Source organism: Cryomorphaceae bacterium 1068, assembly GCA_027214385.1.
GTDB lineage: Bacteria > Bacteroidota > Bacteroidia > Flavobacteriales_D > Cryomorphaceae > JAKVAV01.
Genome location: JAPVXR010000008.1, coordinates 125357 through 146831 on the forward strand (window position 1 = coordinate 125357; position 21475 = coordinate 146831).

The 21475-nt window shown below is 42.6% G+C and carries 15 protein-coding genes; 12 read left to right on the top strand and 3 right to left on the bottom strand.

Annotated elements, in window-relative coordinates; all coding sequences use genetic code 11:
* Positions 1 to 242: 242 nt before the first annotated feature.
* A complete protein-coding gene (locus tag O3Q51_11410; protein ID MCZ4409424.1) occupies positions 243 to 1526 on the bottom strand; it encodes a PKD domain-containing protein in 1284 nt (427 codons plus the stop codon).
* Positions 1507 to 2109 carry a sigma-70 family RNA polymerase sigma factor gene (locus O3Q51_11415; protein MCZ4409425.1) on the bottom strand — a complete coding sequence of 201 codons (603 nt, stop codon included), beginning with the start codon at positions 2107 to 2109 and terminating at the stop codon, positions 1507 to 1509. Before O3Q51_11415 ends, O3Q51_11410 begins: the two co-directional genes overlap by 20 nt.
* A gap of 257 nt (positions 2110 to 2366) precedes the next feature.
* Between O3Q51_11415 and mdh the strand changes: the two genes are divergently transcribed.
* Entirely contained in the window at positions 2367 to 3308 is a 942-nt protein-coding gene (mdh, locus tag O3Q51_11420) for a malate dehydrogenase (protein MCZ4409426.1), read from the top strand.
* Positions 3309 to 3354: 46 nt separating this feature from the next.
* On the opposite strand, the gene O3Q51_11425 is transcribed toward mdh, so the two are convergent.
* The gene (locus tag O3Q51_11425; protein ID MCZ4409427.1) at positions 3355 to 5595 is read right to left on the bottom strand and encodes a T9SS type A sorting domain-containing protein; all 2241 of its coding nucleotides are present in this window, start codon (positions 5593 to 5595) and stop codon (positions 3355 to 3357) included.
* Positions 5596 to 5754: 159 nt separating this feature from the next.
* On the opposite strand from O3Q51_11425, the gene secDF reads away from it, so the two are divergent.
* The 11 genes from secDF to O3Q51_11480 all read left to right on the top strand — a co-directional run bounded on the left by secDF (position 5755) and on the right by O3Q51_11480 (position 21472).
* A complete protein-coding gene (gene secDF, locus O3Q51_11430; protein MCZ4409428.1) occupies positions 5755 to 8880 on the top strand; it encodes a protein translocase subunit SecDF in 3126 nt (1041 codons plus the stop codon).
* A gap of 87 nt (positions 8881 to 8967) precedes the next feature.
* Complete coding sequence (locus O3Q51_11435; GenBank protein MCZ4409429.1) at positions 8968 to 9237, top strand: twin-arginine translocase TatA/TatE family subunit; 270 nt, start codon at positions 8968 to 8970, stop codon at positions 9235 to 9237.
* Entirely contained in the window at positions 9238 to 10182 is a 945-nt protein-coding gene (locus tag O3Q51_11440) for a calcium/sodium antiporter (GenBank protein MCZ4409430.1), read from the top strand.
* A 143-nt stretch (positions 10183 to 10325) separates the two neighbouring features.
* Positions 10326 to 12515: a glutamine synthetase III gene (locus O3Q51_11445; protein MCZ4409431.1), complete on the top strand. Its 2190-nt coding sequence runs from the start codon at positions 10326 to 10328 to the stop codon at positions 12513 to 12515.
* A gap of 126 nt (positions 12516 to 12641) precedes the next feature.
* On the top strand, positions 12642 to 14642 hold the full coding sequence (locus O3Q51_11450) for an OmpA family protein (protein MCZ4409432.1): 2001 nt from the start codon (positions 12642 to 12644) through the stop codon (positions 14640 to 14642).
* Between the two features lie 60 nt (positions 14643 to 14702).
* Complete coding sequence (locus O3Q51_11455; protein ID MCZ4409433.1) at positions 14703 to 15872, top strand: AIR synthase-related protein; 1170 nt, start codon at positions 14703 to 14705, stop codon at positions 15870 to 15872.
* A gap of 18 nt (positions 15873 to 15890) precedes the next feature.
* On the top strand, positions 15891 to 16964 hold the full coding sequence (gene prfA / locus O3Q51_11460) for a peptide chain release factor 1 (protein MCZ4409434.1): 1074 nt from the start codon (positions 15891 to 15893) through the stop codon (positions 16962 to 16964).
* Positions 16965 to 16966: 2 nt separating this feature from the next.
* Positions 16967 to 17773: an orotidine-5'-phosphate decarboxylase gene (gene pyrF / locus O3Q51_11465; protein ID MCZ4409435.1), complete on the top strand. Its 807-nt coding sequence runs from the start codon at positions 16967 to 16969 to the stop codon at positions 17771 to 17773.
* Positions 17774 to 17803: 30 nt separating this feature from the next.
* On the top strand, positions 17804 to 19096 hold the full coding sequence (locus O3Q51_11470) for a DUF2851 family protein (GenBank protein MCZ4409436.1): 1293 nt from the start codon (positions 17804 to 17806) through the stop codon (positions 19094 to 19096).
* Positions 19080 to 19313, top strand: coding sequence for a PspC family transcriptional regulator (locus O3Q51_11475; GenBank protein MCZ4409437.1), 234 nt, complete (start codon positions 19080 to 19082; stop codon positions 19311 to 19313). Before O3Q51_11470 ends, O3Q51_11475 begins: the two co-directional genes overlap by 17 nt.
* A gap of 95 nt (positions 19314 to 19408) precedes the next feature.
* A complete protein-coding gene (locus tag O3Q51_11480) occupies positions 19409 to 21472 on the top strand; it encodes an amino acid carrier protein (GenBank protein ID MCZ4409438.1) in 2064 nt (687 codons plus the stop codon).
* The last annotated feature ends 3 nt before the right edge of the window (positions 21473 to 21475 follow it).

Below are 21475 nucleotides of genomic sequence, written 5' to 3' on the forward strand. Positions count from 1 at the left end.
ACTTTATATAAGTTGCCCTTAAAAAAGCATGAATTATTTGGATTTCAAACAGTGAAAATAGGACAAATATCGCAAACTCGAGTATGCCTTTTTTCCAGTAATATCAACAGAAGAGTGACATTCGACCAGCCTTCATTGCCTAATGTTCCTAAACCTTTAATCCATAGTAAAAACAGTGGTAGGAATACAGGAATAAAAAAAGGCCCGTATTAGCGGGCCTTTTTTTCTATTTAATAAATAGGTTATCGAACATTTAATGTGCCGTGGTAGATGTTGAAAACATCTTCGGAATCTACTACCATCATCCATTCGTATTCTCCTTTAGTCACTTCTTCTCCTTTCTTATTCTTGCCGTTCCAACCTTTAGAGCCAGAAGACTTAAATACTTCTTCACCTGTACCTTTTTGGAATACTCTAAAATCAGTTACTGCACCATTGTCAACAATAGCCCCGGGCGCAAAATCACTTGCGTAAGCAGAAGAGTAAAGCTGAGGAAATTGATTTCCCGCTTTTATGATATGAATCTCTTTATTCAAACTGTCAGAGCAGTTTCCTGCATTTTCTGCGATCAATTCGATATCGAACTTGGTGTTATCAGCGATACTCAATAGAACATCAACACCTTCTGCCTTTGGCTTTTTGTTATCTATTAGCCACTCAAATTCAGCAGCATTCATGGACTTTTCTTGCAATCTAATATCCGTCATCGAATGAATTTCAAGATCAAAAATGGCTTTTGGTGCTTCGTGAACTTCGATCATGGCTTGAACCACGTTGGAAGAAATCTGTCCGGATCCTACAGCAGTAACAGATAGAGATACATCAAAAATACCTTCCTTATTAAAGACGTGTGTTGGATTCTCTTCATTGCTGAAAAAACCATCGCCAAAGTTCCATAAGTACTTGGCATTTGATCCGTACTCTTCGGGTGCGTCGAAGTTGATCGTTAATCCTGTACATCCTCTTTTCACAGAAGAAGCAGAGTAAATCTCGTTGTTGATGTCTTCAGTATGGATTGGTTCAGTCGATTCTTCGGAAGATGCAATCTTTTTTGCCTCGGCAAGAACAGCAACTACGGTGGATTTCTGCTCTTCAGTAAAGTTCACTTCATCATTTCCGTTAGATTCAGGTGTGCCTTGGCTCAAGCCGGAAGGTGTTTCTGAGTTTAACTGGTTTTGATCCAAGTCATTCCTATTAGTCGAGTTATTAACCTTAACTTTTTCGTCTGATTGATTGAAGGCAGTCTTCGATTTGTCGTCTATTGTTCCATCACCTGCCTCAATTTTCTGTTCTTCTGCAATTGTCATTAAAGATCCTGAATCAGAACTGAAAATAAGCATCGTTGCAAAGACAGCCCCTGCAATTGCTAATCCCGTAGTGACGGATTTGAAAAAATCCAAGATCCCGGGTGATGTTGCACCAAGATCTTTTTCAACCCCGTCCCATACGGAAGAATCGTAAGGGAATTCGTGATTTTCGTACGTCTCTTTGATCAATCGATCAAAATCATTCAGCTGATTCGCCATTTCTACTTTTTAATTCTATGAGTAGTATCTTTTTCATGTTGGCCCTGGCTTTCGCCAAATTGGATTTACTGGTGCCAACACTTATATTCAATTCTTCCGCAATTTCTTGATGAGAATAATTCTCAAAAACATAAAGGTTGAAAACGTTCCTGTACGCAGTTGAAAGCTCATTCATACCTTTTTTGATATCTGATACTTGTAACTGAAATTCTTCAGGAATTTCCTCCTCATCCTCAATTGCTATGTCTCCGTAGTCCTCAATAGGTTTTGTCTCGTTTGACAATTGATTGGAGCTTTTTTGTTTTCTAGTAAAATCAATGGCTGTATTTACCATGATTCTTCTAATCCAGCCTTCAAATGAACCTTGGTAGTTAAACCGTTCAAGGTTCTTAAAGACTTTGATAAATCCGTCTTGTACTATGTCCTTCGCCTGATCGTCATCAGGTGTATATCTCCTGCAAACGGACATCATTTTGCTGTAAAAGGAGCGAAAAATCAATTCCTGACTCTTGCGATTGTTTCGCAAACAGCCATCAATCAGCGTTTTAAGCTGATTATCATCCATATTTTGCAGGTCGATCATGTGTTAGACGTGGCCAAGGGGCTACGGTTGCCATCCTTCCACCAACGCCAAGTCCATACGTAGTCAAGGTGCAATGGTTTCCGCATTTTTCGGCCCCTAAAGATACATTTGATAGTGAAACGACAAAGTGCCGGCAAAGCAGCCCCCCCTTTCCGATGGGTTATACGATGAACTTATTGTTGATTCCGGAGCAAAGGCGTAAAGCTATCTCTTATATTTGTGGAAATTTTGAAAATTTCAACAAACACAATCATATCATGAAAGTTACTGTAGTAGGTGCGGGAAATGTAGGAGCAACCTGTGCCAATGTTTTAGCCCATAAAGAAGTGGCAAATGAAGTTGTTCTCTTGGATATCAAAGAAGGATATGCGGAAGGAAAGGCACTGGATATCTGGGAGACTTCTCCGATTAATCTGTACGATTCTCGAATGACGGGATCGACTAATGACTACTCGAAAACGGCTGGTTCTGAAGTCGTTGTTATCACTTCAGGATTGCCTCGTAAGCCGGGTATGAGTCGCGATGACTTAATCGCGACTAATGCAGGGATTGTAAAAAGTGTAACGGAGCAGGTTGTCAAGTATTCTCCTGATGCCAAAATAGTGATAGTGAGTAATCCGTTGGACGTAATGACCTACGCGGCTTACCTGACTGCAAAAATTGATTCCAGCCGCGTTTTTGGTATGGCAGGAGTACTCGATACAGCGCGATACAGAGCTTTCTTGGCTACGGAGCTTAATGTTTCGCCAAAGGATATTCAAGCTGTTTTAATGGGAGGCCATGGAGATACTATGGTGCCACTACCGAGATACACTACGGTAGCGGGAATTCCGGTTACTGAAATGATCTCTGAAGAAAAGCTTAATGCAATTATTGAGAGAACTAAGAAGGGTGGTGGAGAAATCGTCAATCTTCTCGGGACAAGCGCATGGTACGCTCCGGGAGCAGCTGCAGCACAAATGGTTGAAGCCATTGTGAAAGACCAAAAGAGAATATTTCCGGTTTGTGCATGGCTTACCGGTCAGTACGGGTTGAAGGATATGTACTTGGGAGTTCCTGCTAAGCTCGGAAGCAAAGGTATCGAGCAGATTATCGAGCTTGACCTGAATGAGCAAGAAAAAGGACATCTATACGAATCTGCCAATGCGGTAAGAGAAGTAATGGAAGTCTTGGATAATATGAACGCAGCAAAAGCCTAATTAGGCTTTTAGTCTGATTTGAGAGGCCGTCCATTTGGGTGGCCTCTTATTTTTTAATCAATATTTCAGAGGCCAAGCCTGAGCTCAATTCTATGGTTACAATATAGGTGCCTGGAACCAATCTGCTGATATCAAAAGACTCCCTGTTCGTCGTGCTTTGTAGAACAGTTCTACCATCGATGCCTGAGATAATGAGTTTTTGAAATTGCCCTTGCTTACTGTCAAACTCTATCCTAAACTGACCTTCTGATGGATTGGGGAATATTTTGAAATCGAGGCTCTTTTGACTTTCTTTGAAATTGGTGCTTAAAAAACCTTCTCCTGCAAAGTATTCAAGTCCTCCTGTTACAAGCCCTGTAATCACTTCAGGTATTTCGTCATTATTCAAATTAATAACAACGGGTTTTGTGCTCAATCCGGAAGGAGAAGCGTTAAAGGAGCTGTAGATATCAAAACCTTCCTCAACTTGTATCCATTCTTCGCTTTCACTGCCTACTTGGTACTGGAATACTTCGCCCGACTTAGAGCCGATAGCTACATATTTCATTCCCTCAAACTCAAAAAAGAAAGGAGCGCTTTGGCCTTCAAAATAAGGAGGGGTGACAGTAGTATTGATTCCTCCTAGCTGGTCATTGTCTAAAGTGAATAGGGGGCCGTTCGAATCACCCGAGTTTCTAAAGTAGTTGAGGTTACCTTCTTCTTCACCTGCTACTAAATCCAGTTTCCCATCATTATTAATATCACTTATGCTCGGAGTGGCTGAGTTACCAACGCCATTGATCCCGTCGGTGGTAGGGATAAGCCCTATGTAATTCCAACCGTTTTCTTTTTCAAAGTAGTGTAAGCTGCCATTGGTAAAGCCCACCACCAAGTCTTGGTCGCCGTCGTTATCGAAGTCGCCAAAAGCCGGTGAAGGATTGCTGCTGGAAAATGTAGTAGATAATTCCAGCCAGTTCTGGTCGATCACCTGAAATGCGGGCTCAGTCGGCGTGCCTGTGTTTTCAAGTAGTATCAGTCTAGGTTGATTTGGTTCATCCCCCGCTTGGTAGCTGGTACAGCCGATTACCAAATCCATAAGACCATCTCCGTTGTAATCTACCACGGAGGGGGATGCGTTACTCCCCCAATCCAACATTTCGTTTTGAAGAAAAGAGTTTGTGACGAAAGAAAAGCTAGGTGCGCTTTCACTTCCTGAGTTGAGGTATAGCTGAACTGATTCATATGTAGCGGCACCTGCAGAAGTGTTGACACCGACGATCAAATCCGAAACATCATCTCCATCAACATCTTCGTAAAAAGCCGCAGGAAAATTATCGATGCTCACGGCATCTCCTCCCATATTGGAAGGGAAGTTAGGATCAAAATCTAAAATCTGATCAGGTTCTTCCCCTTGGCTGCTGTTTTCCAAGTAGACCAAGTTTTCGAAACCGACATCGCCCAAAACGAGGTCGTATAGGCCGTCATCATTTCCATCCAGTGCAAGTATAGTGGAGCCGATATGTCTCAGTCCTCCTGTTCTCGGATCGACTACATTAAAGGTGCACTCGTTCGACACCTCCTCAGGGTCTAGAACAATATCGTTGCTGTTCTCACCTTCGATAAAACCTCCATAGCATCGATTTGCTAAGTAATACTCTAAACCGCACTCGCCCGAATTGTCGACCGACGAGTTTAAATGCAATTCAATAAAAGTGCCGCCAACGTTAAAGCTCATAATATCCAAGTCGCCATCGTTGTCGTAATCGAAAATCGCGGGAATATCCTGAGAAGAGGTATATATATTGGTTGTGTAAGAAGTAGAGCCGAAATCGTAAAAACTCAAGACTGCTTCGGAAGTTAGTTCCCAACTTAGATTTTGGCTGCTACTCGTATTTCTGTGGATGGCCATCGCACCACCTAAAAGACTATATGTAAAAATGTCTTTGCGTCCATCGCAATCGAAGTCCCTCAGCAATGAGAAGTTCCTCATATTCGGAAAAGACGTTCTGAAAAAAGGGTCATATAAATAGGTCTGTTCGCCATCAGAGTCTTCACCAATTAGAATTATCGTGCGATTCCCTGCGCGGTCAAACAAAAAGATATCGTCTTCATCGCCATCAAAGTCCGCATCCAGCTTTGAAAGTTGAATGGCATTGAGTCCTCCTGTCCATGGATTCAAAAAAGTAGAACCTCCTTCACGCAATACCGTAATATCATTCGTTGCCTTCACAACAAACTGTCCTTCGGCAATTGAATAAACTGAGAGAAAAAAAGAAATGAAGAGTACTCGTAAGATATGTGAGGGCATAATGAATTACCAGTTAAATTAATTTGAGCGCGAACAAGCAGAATACAGTTTTATCCTTCAATGCCCTATTTTTTCGGCAAATGCGAGAATTTCCAGATTGGGAAATTATGCATTTAAGTCTATATTTGCCGCTCGATAAAAAATCGCAAAACCGCACCTATGCAAAATAAAGGCGCTATCTGGCTGTTTACTATATTGTTAACAATAGCCTGCCTCTACCAGATTTCGTTCTCATTCGTTACCTCAGCTTTTGAAAAAAAGGCTGAAGAGTATGCCGTAATCAAAGTTGATTCGGTTAGAGACGCTCAAAATGGAGAACTGGATCTTCTCGAAGAGACTTTACTTCAAGATGATTTTAAGTCAGAGTTTCTCAGTAAAAACTCTAATGAGGAGATCTATCCCGTGTTTGGATACACTTACCAAGAGTCCAAAGAAAAGCAGATCAATTTAGGTCTGGATTTGGCCGGTGGTATGAGTGTTACTCTTGAGGTTTCTATTCCTGATCTCATTATTAATCTCAGCAACAACATTAAAAATGAAGATCTACTTAAAGCCGTTCAGTCGGCCAAAGAAAAGCAGAAAGATTCTCAAGATGATTTTGTGACTCTATTTGGCGAATCTTGGGAAGAGATGTATCCTGACCAGCAAATGGCGACTGTTTTCCATAGTAGAGATAACAAAGACCGTTTTCCAAGAGAAGCTTCTAATGAAGAAATTCTTGAGATTCTTACAGAAGAAGCTCAAGTCGCCATCAACAACACGGAGAAGATTATCAGAACGCGTATCGACAAATTCGGTGTGACTTCACCTACCATTCAGAAACAACAGTTTTCCGGAAGAATTTTGGTGGAGCTTCCTGGCGTTAGCGATAAAGAACGCGTAAGAAAGCAACTCAAAAGTACTGCTAACCTTGAGTTTTGGAATACTTTCGAAAGTGGAGAAGTTCTTGGTTTCTTGGATCAAGCAAACTCTGCGCTAAGTGAGAAGTATTACCCTGAATTTAGTTTGGAGGATGAGACTGCAGGCGAAGACACTGTTTCGACATCTATTGAAGATGCAGGTGCCACGGTGACCGATTCATCTGATGTGACTACTGAAGATGACCTATTGGGACTTTCTGATGGCGACTCTACTGATGCGTCTTCTGATGAGCCACTCGAAGAATTGAGTGATGCAGAGCGTTTGAAGGCAATTCCATTATTCTCAAAACTGAGTCCTGCGTTCGATCCACAAACTGGTCAAGCTATGACGGGTCCTGTTGTTGGTTTTGCTCAGGTTTCTGATACAGCTGAGGTGAACAAAATGCTCAGCGAGCCTGAGGTTCAAGAATTACTTCCTCGTGATTTGCGATTGCTCTGGGCTTCTGAGCCATCGGTTAGATTTAACAACCTCATGCGTCTATATGCGATCAAAGCTGATACACGTGATGGTAAAGCACCTCTTGATGGGTCAGTAATCGTTGATGCTTCGCAGCAATATGACCTTGGTGGAAATGTTGAAGTCGAAATGGTGATGAATAGCCAAGGTGCTCGCACCTGGAAAGAAATCACTGCTGAAGCGGCTTCTCAACAGCCAAAAAGAAGTGTTGCAGTTGTTCTTGATGACTACGTATTTACAGCACCTGTTGTACAGGGTGAGATTCCTACCGGACGTTCATCTATCAGTATTGGTGCAGGGACAAGAAATGAGCAGATTCAAGAAGCGCTTGACTTGGCAAACTTGCTAAAAGCCGGAGCTCTTCCAGCTCCTGCCAATATTGTTGATGAGAGTATCGTAGGCCCTTCATTGGGTCAAGAAAATATCAATGACGGATTGAAGTCATTTATCATCGCATTGGTTTGTGTTTTGTTTTACATGTTCTTCTATTACAAAGGAGCAGGACTTGTATCTGATATTGCACTCGTAGCGAATCTGTTCTTCCTGATTGGAGCACTTGCTTCTATCCAAGCAGCACTTACCCTTCCGGGTATCGCAGGTATTGTCCTTACCATAGGTATGGCGGTAGATGCCAACGTGCTGATTTACGAGCGTATTCGGGAAGAATTGCGACATGGCAAAGGGACTAAGGCGGCTGTAAAGGAAGGTTACCAAAAGGCCTATTCGGCTATCATTGATGCTAACTTGACGACCTTACTTACTGCGATTGTTCTTGTTTCATTGGGTACAGGGCCAATTAAAGGATTCGCCACTGTATTGATCATCGGTATTTTTACTTCACTTTTCTCAGCGATCTTCATTACTCGATTAATCTTTGACAGTCGTTTGACGAATTCAAAGCCGGTGAGTTTCTTTATGGAGTGGTCAAAGAGTATTTTGGTCAATGCCAATATTCAGTTCATTAGCAAAAGGAAGATTTCATATACCATTTCATTGATCCTAATAGGTATCGGTGTTGTGAGTATGATGACACGAGGTCTAAACCTTGGTGTAGACTTTACGGGAGGTAGAACCTACACCGTTCGTTTCGATCAAACTGAAGACCTTGATGGGGTGCGTAATACCTTGGCGGCTTCATTTGTAAATGCTGATGGAAACCAAATGCAACCCGAAGTAAAAACATACGGGGCAGCAAATCAAGTTAAGATCACAACCAAGTTTTTGGTAGACGATGACAGTCGAGATGCTGACCAAAGAGTAGAGGATGCCCTTAATTCAGGTCTTGCCGAATTGGGCACAGGTTATTCGATTGAAGAATCGAGAAAAGTAGATCCATCTATTTCCGATGACTTCCAAACTTCTTCAACGTCAGCGGTAATTTTCTCACTGATCATCATCTTTGCCTATATCGTTTTCCGATTTAAGAAGTGGCAATATGGTGTTGGTGCAATTACTGCGATGTTCCACGATGTATTTGTCGTGCTGGGGATATTCTCCCTGTTTCACGGATGGCTTCCATTTTCCCTGGAAATTGATCAAGCATTTATTGCTGCAATACTCACCGTGGTAGGTTACTCTATTAACGATACGGTAATCGTCTTTGACCGGATCAGGGAATACATGACTGACCACAGAAAAGAGAACATGTCAAGTGTTGTAAACAAAGCCTTGAACGGTACTCTTTCCAGAACACTTAATACGTCTATGACGACTTTCGTGGTGCTCTTGATCATCTTCATCTTCGGTGGAGAGTCAATCCGAGGATTTATATTCGCCTTAATGCTTGGTGTACTTGTGGGAACATACTCTTCATTGTACATCGCCTCACCTATAGTTGTTGATCTTACAGATAAGACAGGGACTTCACTAGAAGAGAAGAAAGAAGAAAAAGTAGTTCAGACCGCTTAAACGCATGAATGAAAATAAAAAAGAGGGGCGTCAAGCCCCTCTTTTTGTTTTATCTCAATTCGTCACCTTTCACGTACATTTGCGCATATGAATCTGCTCAGTGTTTTATTAATTGGAATTAGCGGGGGAGAAATTATTGTGGTCTTCCTTTTTATCCTGATTTTCTTTGGGGCTGATAAGATTCCCGGTTTTGCGCGTACGATGGGTCGAACCATCCGGCAGGTGAAAGATGCAACGGGAGATATCCAACGCGATATTCAGAATTCCGTTAAGGACGTCAAGGATGAAGCGAAGAAAGCTGAATCTTCTGTTCGTGGCACGTTGGATCAAATGCACAAAGACGATAAAAAGGATTAAATGGAATTTGTCCAAATAGTTGCGGGCCTGATACTATTGGTTCTGGGTGGTGATTATTTAGTAAAAGGAGCTTCGGGTGTTGCCCTCAAAATGGATATTCCGCCTATGTTGGTTGGAATGACAGTAGTTGCTCTTGGTACTTCTTCTCCTGAACTCGTTGTTAGTTTGAAAGCTGCTTTGGATGGAAAGCCGGATATTTCTGTAGGTAATGTAGTAGGATCCAATATTGCCAATGTTGCACTTATCCTTGGAGTTACTACTCTCATTTTTCCATTAGCAATCCAAAAGCGTGCGCTCAAAGTAGATTGGCTCGTCATGATGGTAGCCAGCATTATTTTCTATCTCTTCGCGCTTGACGGCGGTTTTTCTCGATTTGAAGGGGGGCTGTTCGTCTCATTGCTCGCTATTTTTATTGGAGTAAGTTTTTATCAGGCCAGAAAGAATAAATCCAAAACGCCCGACGTAGCCGACATCCCAAAAACCGATAAGGGTAAAAAATGGTGGCTGCTTTTTTTGTTTGTCGCAATAGGGACGGCAGGCCTGATTATCGGTGCGCAATGGTTTTTGTCAGGAGCTGAATCGGTAGCCAGAAATCTCGGGGTGTCTGATAGAGTTATTGCCATAACGTTGGTGGCTTTCGGTACGAGTGTTCCTGAGCTTGCCGCTTCTGTCGTGGCAGCTTTCAAAAAGGAGCAGGATATTTCTTTGGGAAATATTGTTGGTTCAAATCTTTTCAACCTTTTTGCTATTCTCGGGATCACCTCCATAGTTAGCCCTGTCAGAGTTGCTCCTGAGATCTTGTCAAATGATATTTTTTGGATGTTGGGAACATCTTTTGCCATTTTACCACTTGCCTTATTTAGAAATAGACTTGGTAGAATTGATGGGCTGATTTTCATCACGACGTACTTCGTTTTTGTCTATATACTTTTGGTGGCCCCTTAAAAGTATACCCTTCTCTTCGTTTAAGTTGTGTTTTTTCTTGAGCCACCCCTAAAAAAACAGGGGTGTTGACAATTTGTTAGCTTTTTTTCTTCGTTTACCTGATGGTAAAAATTATTTTTGCCGAGTAATTCCAAAAATCCATCATGGCAACTTTCAGATTTAAAGCATTAGAAGATGTATTGGACAGAAAAGTCCTGACACATCAAGCACCATCAAGTAAGATTTCCGACTACTTCGGTAAGCACGTTTTCACTGCTAATCGAATGCGAGAGCATTTGACAGGGCAGGGAATGAAAGATTTGACACATGCCATGGAGACAGGTTCGCGCATTACGAGGAGCCTTGCCGATCAAGTCGCTCTTGCAATGAAAGATTGGGCTTTGGCCAATGGCGCTACCCATTACACACACTGGTTTCAGCCGTTGACAGGATCTACTGCTGAAAAGCATGACTCATTCTTTACTCCTTTGGATAATGGACTTTCCATGGAACGCTTCTCAGGTTCTAACTTGGTGCAACAAGAACCTGATGCTTCCTCATTTCCAAACGGAGGTATCCGAAATACTTTTGAAGCTCGCGGTTACACTGCGTGGGATCCTTCTTCTCCTGCATTCATTATCGGGAAGACACTCTGCGTTCCGACCATCTTTATAGCCTACACAGGGGAGGCGCTTGATAATAAAATGCCGCTTCTTAAATCTGTTCACGCTATTGATAAGGCTGCAGTTCGAGTTTGTAAATACTTCGACAAGAATGTCAACAGAGTGACTACAACTCTTGGATGGGAGCAGGAATACTTCCTGATTGACAGCGCTCTTTACAATGCTCGTCCTGATATTCAGTTTACGGGTAGAGCTCTATTCGGGCATAACCCGGCAAAAGGACAACAGCTGGATGATCATTACTTCGGAACCATTCCTGAAAGGGTTCACGCTTTCATGCGCGACTTTGAAATGGAGTCTCATCTGCTGGGAATACCCGTTACCACAAGGCACAATGAGGTGGCTCCAAACCAGTTTGAGGCAGCGCCAATGTTCGAGGAGGTAAACCTTTCAAATGACCACAACCTTCTGTTTATGGATATTCTGGAGAAGGTGGCTCGCAAGCACAACTTTAGAGTACTTCTTCACGAAAAGCCGTTTGCAGGTCTAAATGGTAGTGGCAAGCATAACAACTGGAGTTTGGCAACAGATACCGGTGTTAATCTTCTTGCACCTGGCAAGAATCCAAAGTCGAACATGCAGTTTTTGACTTTTTTCATCAATACCATTAAAGCGATTGCAGATAATGCGGACGTATTGAGGGCTACAATTGCTACAGCCGGAAATGAACACCGCCTTGGTGCCAATGAAGCTCCGCCTGCGATTATCTCGGTTTTCATTGGCTCGCAATTGACGCGTCTTCTCGATGATCTTGAGAAGAGCATCAAAGCAGGGAAAATGACGCCCGATGACAAGACTCAGTTGAAATTGAACATTGGAAAAATTCCCGAGATACTTCTTGACAATACTGACCGTAACCGTACATCACCTTTTGCCTTTACAGGGAATAAATTCGAATTCCGAGCAGTGGGGTCAACCGCCAATTGCGGTGTGCCAATGACTGGATTGAATGCTATTGTTGCAAAGCAATTGGATCTTTTTGCCAATGACGTGGATGCTGCGATTAAAGAAGGAGTTAAGAAAGACGAGGCTATTCTAAAAGAGCTTCAGAAGCTGATTACTGCGTCGAAGAAAATTAGATTCGAAGGCAATGGCTACGGTGAAGAATGGGCAAAAGAGGCCAAGAAGCGCGGATTAGCGAATATCAAAGACGCTCCGAGAGCTCTGATGACTCTTCAAAGTAAAAAGGTAAAGGACTTATACAAAGAATTGGATATCCTTACGGAACGAGAGTTGGACGCACGGGTAGAAATAGAATTGGAGAAGTATCAGATGCAGATTCAAATAGAATCGCGCATGTGCGGGGAAATTGCAAATAATTATATCCTTCCCGCAGCCTTAAGATACCAAAAAATGTTGACTGACAACGTGAAAGGAATCATGGATGTGCTGCCAAAAGCCGCTGCTACGAAGTCTGCTAAAGTTCAGTTGGGACTTATTGAAGAGATATCTGAAAGGGTAGAGGTGATCAAGACATCCATTGATGAAATGATCGAAGAAAGAAAAAAGGCCAATGCCATAACAGATGCTGAAAAGAAAGCTATAGCATATGCCGATAAGGTGAAGCCTTTTATGGATATCATCAAGTATCAAGTAGATAAGCTGGAACTCATCGTTGATGACGAGATGTGGCCATTACCAAAACTCAGAGAAATACTCTTTACCAGGTAATTTTAAGGGCTCCTTTGGGAGCCTTTTTTTTTTGGACTTCAATAGTCTTGCTCTTCCTTTTAGGCTCGTTTGTAGGAAATAATTATTTTCGGGCATTCATTTCACTACATGACTAATCTCAACACGATGATTTTTACAAAAGGGTTGTTTACTTTTTGCCTCGCTACGCTAATGTCCGTATCGCTTATGGCTCAGGCTGATCAGTTCACAAAAGAGGCTGATAACGCCTACAATAACGAAGCGTATTTTGAGGCTATCGACCTTTACAAGAAGGCTTATTCGAAAGAGAATGACTCGGAAGAAAAGGCACGTATGCTATTCCAGATTGCAGAATCGTACCGAATGATTCTGGATTATGATCAACAAGTAATTTGGTACAATAAAGCACTGAAGGCGCAATACGATGCCCCTGATGCGTTCCTTTACTTGGCTCAAGCTTACCATCGACAAGGTGATTTCACTCAGGCTATAGAATACTACAATAAGTACATCGATGCAGCGCCTGACCCAATGAAAGGTGAAATAGGTTTGGAGCAAGCAGAAATTGCCAAAGAATTTAGAGACAATCCTTCTCGGTACATCGTTCAAAACGAAATACTTCTTAACTCTGCTGAGTATGACTTCTCACCAGGATGGGCCGGAGATGACTTTAATACAATTTACTTTAGCTCTTCTCGACAGGGAGCTCAGGGGATGGAGATTGATTTAAGAACAGGAGAAAGCTTTCAAGATATCTTCTTCACAACACGTGATCAAAAGGGAAAGTGGAGCGAGCCGGAGCGTCTGACGTATAGAATCAATACCATTCATAATGAGGCTACTCCTAGATTGACCAATACTTTCGATATGATGTTGTTTACGCGTTGCGAGAGTACCAAGGACGATAACAAAGGGTGTGATGTCATGATCACCCGTAAAACAGCAGATCAGTGGTCAACGGCTCAGGTGGTAGAGTTAAAGAACAATGAGAGTTCAGAACTAACTACCGCAGGGCACCCTGCTCTTACACCGGATGAAACACATATCATTTTTGCAAGTGACATGCCCGGAGGAATGGGAGGAAAAGATCTTTGGATTGCACCTTTCGACAAGGCTTCAATGACTGCAGGTGAAGCCGTGAATCTCGGCCCTGCAATCAATACGAAAGGTAACGAAATGTTCCCTTTCATTCGAAAAAACGGAGCGCTCTACTTCGCTACTGACGGTCTTGTCGGAATGGGAGGACTAGACATTTTTGTTGCTGAGAGCAATGGAGAAAACTCATGGGGTAACGTTGAAAACCTTGGTGCGCCGATTAATTCAATCGGTCATGACTTTGGAATTATTTGGGAAGGAGATTCTGAAAGAGGCTATTTTTCTTCAGATCGCAACGGAGGAAAAGGAAAAGATGATATCTACTCATTCAACCTTCCACCACTTCTATTTGCTCTTGATGGTGTAGTATATGACAAAGACACTCAGCAGCCGGTTCCCGAGGCGACTATCAAAGTTATTGGTAGCGACGGTGCTTCGTTTGAAGCAGCTACAGACGCCGGAGGTGCTTTCTCGTTTTCAGAAAAAGGAGAAGAACGCTACATCAACCCGGAGACCAATTACTCTATCGAAGTTTCAAAACCTGACTACTTGGTAGCGAAGGATCAGATCAGCACAGTGGGTATTGCTGAGTCTACCACATTCTTGAAAGAATACTTTATCACATTTACAGCTCCTGATAAGGCCATCGAATTTCCTGAGGTACGCTATGCATACAACAAGGCAGAGCTGCAGGTCAATGATGAGGTGAACTCTTTGGATTCGCTGGACTTCCTCTACAATGTTTTGGTAGACAACCCAACAATTATTATCGAGCTTCAAGCGCACACTGACTCCAGAGGTAAGGACGCTTACAACAAAGACCTTTCGCAAAGAAGGGCTGAAAGTTGTGTAGAATACTTGTCTTCAAAAGGAATACCTGCCGAAAGAATGGTCGCAAAAGGCTATGGTGAAACCAGACTTCGCATATCAGACAAGCAAATTGCTGCTTTGGCTACTGAAGAGGAAAAGGAAGCGGCGCACCAGAAAAACAGACGTACAGAATTCACCGTACTTAGTTTTGATTATGTGCCGATGGAAGAGTCGGACAACTAGGTACGTTTAAATACTTTTCAGGCATTCCAAATTTTTTGGGATGCCTTTTTTTATATCATAATGAGTCAAGAGAAAAGATATCAAGCTCGTGGTGTAAGCGCCGGAAAAGAAGATGTGCATGCCGCCATCAAAGGCATAGATAAAGGCCTTTTTCCAAAAGCTTTCTGTAAGATCATTCCTGATTACCTTACCGGTAGTGAAGACCATTGTTTGGTGATGCACGCCGACGGGGCAGGTACGAAATCATCTTTGGCTTATGCCTATTGGAAGGAAACGGGAGACCTTTCCGTCTGGAAAGGAATTGCCCAGGACGCATTGATCATGAATATAGATGACTTGCTTTGCGTGGGATGCGTCGATAAAATATTGGTGAGCTCAACCATAGGCCGAAACAAAAACCTCATAACCGGTGAAGTCATAAAAGCCTTGATCGAAGGAACTGAAGAGGTATTGGAAAATCTCAGATACCTTGGGATTGAAGTAAGAAGCACAGGCGGCGAAACTGCGGATGTAGGAGACTTGGTAAGGACAGTGATAGTAGACAGCACCGTTACCTCACGAATGCGTCGCGATGAAGTAGTCGATAATTCGAATATAAAGCCGGGTCAAGTGATCGTCGGCTTATCTTCAACAGGTCAAGCTTCGTATGAGAATGACTACAATGCAGGTATGGGGAGTAATGGCCTGACCTCTGCGAGACACGATGTTTTTCGCTCTGCTGTAGGACAGAAATTTCCTGAAACTTTTGATCCTGCAGTACCCAAAGATCTTGTTTATTCAGGAGCTTATAGCCTTACAGATAGAGTAGATTCAATGCCTGTCGATTTAGGTAAAGCCGTTCTTTCCCCAACTCGCACTTACGCTCCCGTTATTAAAGCGGTTTTACAAAAAGGTAGAGATCAAATTGGTGGAATGGTGCACTGCAGTGGCGGTGCACAAACCAAGGTTTTACATTTCGTAGATAAGCATCATATCATCAAAGACAATTTGTTCCCTGTTCCACCATTGTTCAAGGTGATTCAAGAAACATCAGGAACTGAATGGAAGGAGATGTACAAGGTCTTCAACATGGGGCATCGAATGGAAATCTATTGTGATAAACCTTTTGCCAAAACGATTATTGATATTTCAAATTCTTTCCATATCGACGCCCAAATCGTAGGAAGAGTAGAAGAAGGCAAAAAGGCTTTGACCATTACCAGTGAAAACGGAACATTCCAATACGACTAAGCGATGGATGAAAAAGAAATATTGTCAAAGTTGGGTGCCATCAAGGATCATTACCTCGAAGTGGGAAAGAAGATCATTGACCCTGAAGTAATCTCAGATACGAAGAGGTACGTCAAGTTTTCTAAAGAATACAAAGATTTGGAACCCGTTGCCGAAGCCTACGACAGCTATAAGCTCCTCTACGAAAACCTTGAGAACGCAAAGGAAATCATCCAAAGTGAATCGGATGCTGACTTTAAGGAGATGGCGAAAGAAGAACTCAACGAGCTTTTAGCCGAAAAGGAAAAAATGGAAGAGGATATCAAGCTCCTCCTCATTCCTAAAGATCCAGAGGATTCTAAGAACGCCGTGGTCGAAATTCGAGGGGGAACAGGTGGGGACGAAGCGGCCATATTTGCAGGAGACCTTTTTAGAATGTATTCGAAATACATTGAAACCAAAGGATGGAAACTAGAATTGGTGGATACCAATCATGGTTCTTCCGGAGGATTTAAGGAAGTCATATTTAACGTAACGGGAAACAATGTTTATGGAATCATGAAGTACGAAGGTGGCGTTCACCGCGTGCAAAGGGTTCCTCAAACTGAAACGCAAGGCAGGGTGCACACCAGTGCCGCTACCGTGATAGTATTGCCCGAAGCAGAGGAATTTGATGTAGAGGTAAAAGAGTCAGATTTACGAGTGGATAGTTACTGTAGCTCAGGTCCCGGAGGGCAGTCAGTAAACACGACATATTCCGCCATTCGCTTGACCCATATTCCTACCGGAATAGTGGCGCAATGCCAGGATCAAAAGTCGAAGTTGAAGAATTACGACAAAGCTCTCAGCGTGCTTCGATCTCGTATTTACGAAATCGAACTTCAGAAGAAATTGGCGAAGGATGCCGAAAAGCGGAAGTCTATGGTTTCTTCAGGAGATCGCTCTGCGAAAATTAGAACCTACAATTATCCCCAAGGTCGCGTTACGGATCACAGAATAAATCTCACACTTTATAACCTTTCGGGTGTTATGGATGGAGATATTGATGAAATTATCGAAGCTCTTCGCGTTGCTGAAAATGCAGAAAAGCTTCAAGCCAGCATAGACGAATAGCCATGAAGAAAGCCGATCTGGTTCAGTTAATACACGAGAGAAAGAGCTTCCTCTGTGTTGGCTTAGATCCGAATCCCGAGAAGATGCCGCTGCATATTCTTGAGATGGAAGATTCACTTTTCGAATTCAATAAGCAGATCATAGATGCTACACGAGAATTTTGCGTGGCTTATAAGCCGAATACTGCATTCTATGAGTCTCATGGAGCGAAAGGCTGGGAAGCGCTAAAGAAAACCAGGGATTACATTGGTTCATCTCATTTTACCATCGCGGATGCCAAGCGCGGTGACATCGGGAATACCTCGGGGATGTACGCTAAGGCATTTTTTGAAGATTCCCACTTTGACTCGGTAACGGTAGCTCCTTATATGGGCAGCGATTCGGTCAAACCTTTTCTTGGATACGATGATAAATGGGTGATATTACTTGCTCTTACCTCAAATCAAGGAGCGGAAGATTTTCAATTCTTTTCTTCTGAAGAGGGCGAAAAGCTTTTTGAAAAAGTCCTTCGAACTAGTCAGAATTGGGGCAATGATCAAAATATGATGTACGTGGTAGGGGCTACTCGCCCCGAGAAGCTCAAAGAAATCCGCGAGATCATCCCAAACCATTTTCTTTTGGTTCCGGGAGTAGGTGCTCAAGGCGGCAGCTTAGAAGAAGTGTGTAAGTATGGCATGAATGCCGATGTAGGTCTCTTGGTAAATTCAAGCCGAGGGATTATTCACGCCAGTTCCGATCAAAATTTTGACGAAGTGGCTCGTTTTGAAGCTCGGAAGATTGCGGATAAAATGAAAGCCATCTTGTCTTAGGTTTTTTTATCTTGATGAAAATTCACGCCGATGAACGAGGATTTTCTCCACTATTTATGGAAGCATAGGCAATTTGATGCGACAGACCTCAAAACAGAACGGAATGAGGAACTGGAGATCATCCATTGTGGCTATCACAATGAGAATGCGGGTCCTGATTTTTTAGATGCTCGCGTTCGAATTAACGGTACTCTGTGGGCCGGAAATGTGGAAATTCATATCGCTTCTTCAGATTGGTACAAACATGGTCATCAAAACGACCCTGCCTATGAAAATGTCATTCTTCACGTCGTATTTAATCAAGATAAGGAAGTAGAAGCACCCGAAGGAAGTATTATCCCTTCTCTTGTTTTGAAAGATAGAATCGACTATCAATCCTATCGAAAGTACAAAGCATGGGTGGCCGCAGGAAAGTTTATTCCTTGCGATAAGATCGTTCATCAGGTGCCTCAACTCATCAAGACTTCTGCCGTTCATGCCGCTGCGGTGGAGCGGTTATCATTGAAGTCAGAGATCTCTCGCGACCACCTTTTGCAAACCAAGGGAGATATGGAAGGGGCGTTCTACCGAATCTTTTTGCGAGCTCTCGGTATGAAAGTCAATGCATTACCTTTTGAGCAATTGGCCAGAATTACTCCTTATGAGCTCATTCGGAAAGTGAGGTCCAATAAAATTCAACTTGAGGCCTTACTCCTTGGACAAGCAGGCTTTTTGGCTGAGGCCAAAACTGATCATCCCCATGTTATGCAGCTTAAAGCGGAGTTTGAATTTTTAAAAAGAAAGCATAGCTTGAATCCAATGCCGAAGTCAGCATGGAAACTTTTCAGGCTACGACCACAGAATTTTCCTCAAGTGAGATTGGCTCAACTGGCTGCTTTTTATAATAAAAGTTCATCAGTGGCCACTCCGATTTCTGGAATGGAAACCCCCGATAAGCTTTTTGACTTTTTTTCGATCAAAATCGAAAATGGATTTTGGTTAAATCATTACACCATAGATGCCGAGTCTACTGCTCGAAAAAAGTCTTTCGGAAAAGAGTTTCTCAAGCACTTGGTCATCAACGCTGCGGTACCATTTATTTTTTCATTGGCAGATTACAATCGGGACGAATCGTACAGAGAAAGGGCTATAAAACTATTGGAGCTACTTCCTTCGGAAAAAAACTCAATTATTCGTAGTTTTGAGCAACTCGACTTTAAAATAGAATCTTCTTTCGACTCTCAGGGAATCATTCAATTGAAGAATAGCTTCTGTGATAGAAAGAATTGTCTGCGTTGTAAAGTTGGAATACACTTAATGAAGAATTATGCAGAAGTTGGTTAACCATATTTACACATTTTTCGAGAAACAAGCATTTGGAGTTTGTGACTGGTGGGGCAGAATACTTGGGATTTCTTCTTCAAAAGTGCGCATGTACTTCATATATATTTCTTTTATCACGCTTGGGTCTCCACTGATCATTTACCTCTTTATGGCATTTTGGCTCGAGCAAAAAGACATCTACCGCAGACGTCATAAGAAGACCATTTGGGATCTTTAACTCCTCCTTCCCCGACTATTCTATTTTGTCAAAACATCGAATTTTAGTTCTTTAGCGGATTCCGCACCCTCGTAGGTGTGAGCATAAACCAAACTATGAAGAAAGTTCTCTCCCTTTTTGGAGCCATTTTGTTAACAGCCCTAGCAGTAAATGCTCAACTTGAGGCAACGCTTGAAGTTTCAAATGACAGTGAAAAAATAAAGGACGGGAGGGCCGAAGTTCAGGTTACAGGGGGTGTACCGCCTTATGTTTATAAATGGTCCAACCCTGATACTCCGCTTAGTTCAGCTTCGAGTAGAGGGTTGGTGGAAGGTCGACCATTCACAGTGAAGGTGACCGATTCAGCGGGTAATGAACTTTTTCTTGAAGGAGAAGTACCTGCAGAGTCTGCGGAAGAGAATATCAATTCTGTCTTTCTTCCTGTTGTAAGTGGGTTATCATCAGTTCTCTTTTGGGATCCTTTTGAGGCCATTGGAATCTATGACCCTGTAGTCTATGCAGACCAAATGCCTGTGTTTGCAACGGGTTTTAAGGAAGACAATGTCCAACGAATCTTTATGATGAAGTGGTATGCCTCAAACGGTTCTGAGGTGGAGAAAGGGGATAAGATTGCATTGATTCGAAGGAATTCAAGTGATACGCTGACAATTTTTGCGAAGAATAGTGGTGCGCTCGTTCATGAGTTCTCAGAAGGAGAGATGGTTTTTGACCGAGATGATATTGAGGCCATGGCTAGTATCGAAACGGGAATTATGGCTCGAATCAAGTACGATGAGCCGAGGCCTTTGCTAACTGCAAATGGAGACGAACAGAAAAAGAACATTCCTTTTATCGTAGTTTGGCTTGTAGCCGGTGCAATTTTCTTTACCGTAAAGATGAAGTTCATCAATTTCAAAGGAGTCAAACACGCATTTCAATTGGTAGCTGGTAAATATGACGATCCGGAAGATAAGGGAGAGGTTTCGCATTTTCAGGCACTTACTACAGCACTATCTGCTACAGTAGGCCTTGGTAACATAGCGGGGGTAGCCGTAGCGATCGTCATAGGAGGTCCTGGAGCTACGTTTTGGATGATCATTGCCGGATTACTCGGAATGGCTTCAAAGTTCACTGAGTGCACACTGGGGGTAAAATACCGACTCATCAATGACAAAGGTGAAGTATCGGGTGGACCGATGTATTACTTAAGCCAGGGCCTCGAAAAAAGAAATATGAAAGGCTTGGGAAAAGTCCTTGCCGGTCTCTTCGCCATTCTCTGTGTAGGAGGATCTTTAGGCGGAGGTAATATGTTTCAAGCCAATCAAGCTTTTGTTCAGGTTGCCAGTAAAGTACCGCTTTTTGAAGGTAATGGAGCACTCTTTGGATCCATACTAGCTATTCTGGTAGGCTTGGTCATTCTTGGCGGAATCAAAAGTATTGCTAAGGTTACGGACAAAATTGTTCCTATCATGGTTGGTATTTACGTAGGCTTTGCCGTGATCATCATCTTGATTCACATAGAGAATATTGGCGCCGCCTTCGCAGCTATTTTCAATGGAGCATTTTCACCTTCAGCACTCAAAGGTGGTGTGATTGGAGTCTTAATAGTCGGTTTCCAAAGAGCCGCTTTTTCGAATGAAGCAGGTGTTGGTTCGGCTTCTATTGCTCACTCGGCCTCTAAAACAAAGCATCCCGTTAGTGAAGGGGTAGTTGCCCTTCTAGAGCCCTTTGTAGATACTGTTCTGGTATGCACAATGACAGCTTTAGTATTGATCTTCACAGGATTCGCGACCGACCCTGCCGGACTTACCGGTTCTGAGCTCACTTCTGCTGCATTTAGCAACGTGTTTCCTTGGTTCGATTGGGTCTTGTTAATTGCTATTGTCCTGTTTGCCTTCTCCACAATGATCTCTTGGTCTTACTATGGATTGAAGGCATGGAGCTATCTTTTTGGTAGAACCAAGAAAGTGGAATACCTCTACAAGCTCATCTTCCTTATTTTTATCGTGATTGGCTCCTCTGTAGGACTGGGGAGTGTCCTGGATTTCTCTGATTTGATGATTCTTGGAATGGCTTTCCCTAATATTCTAGGGCTACTTCTTTTATCAAGTGAAGTCAGAGACGATTTAAAATCGTATTTTAAACGCATCAAATCAGGGGAGATAAAACAGTTTAAATAAATT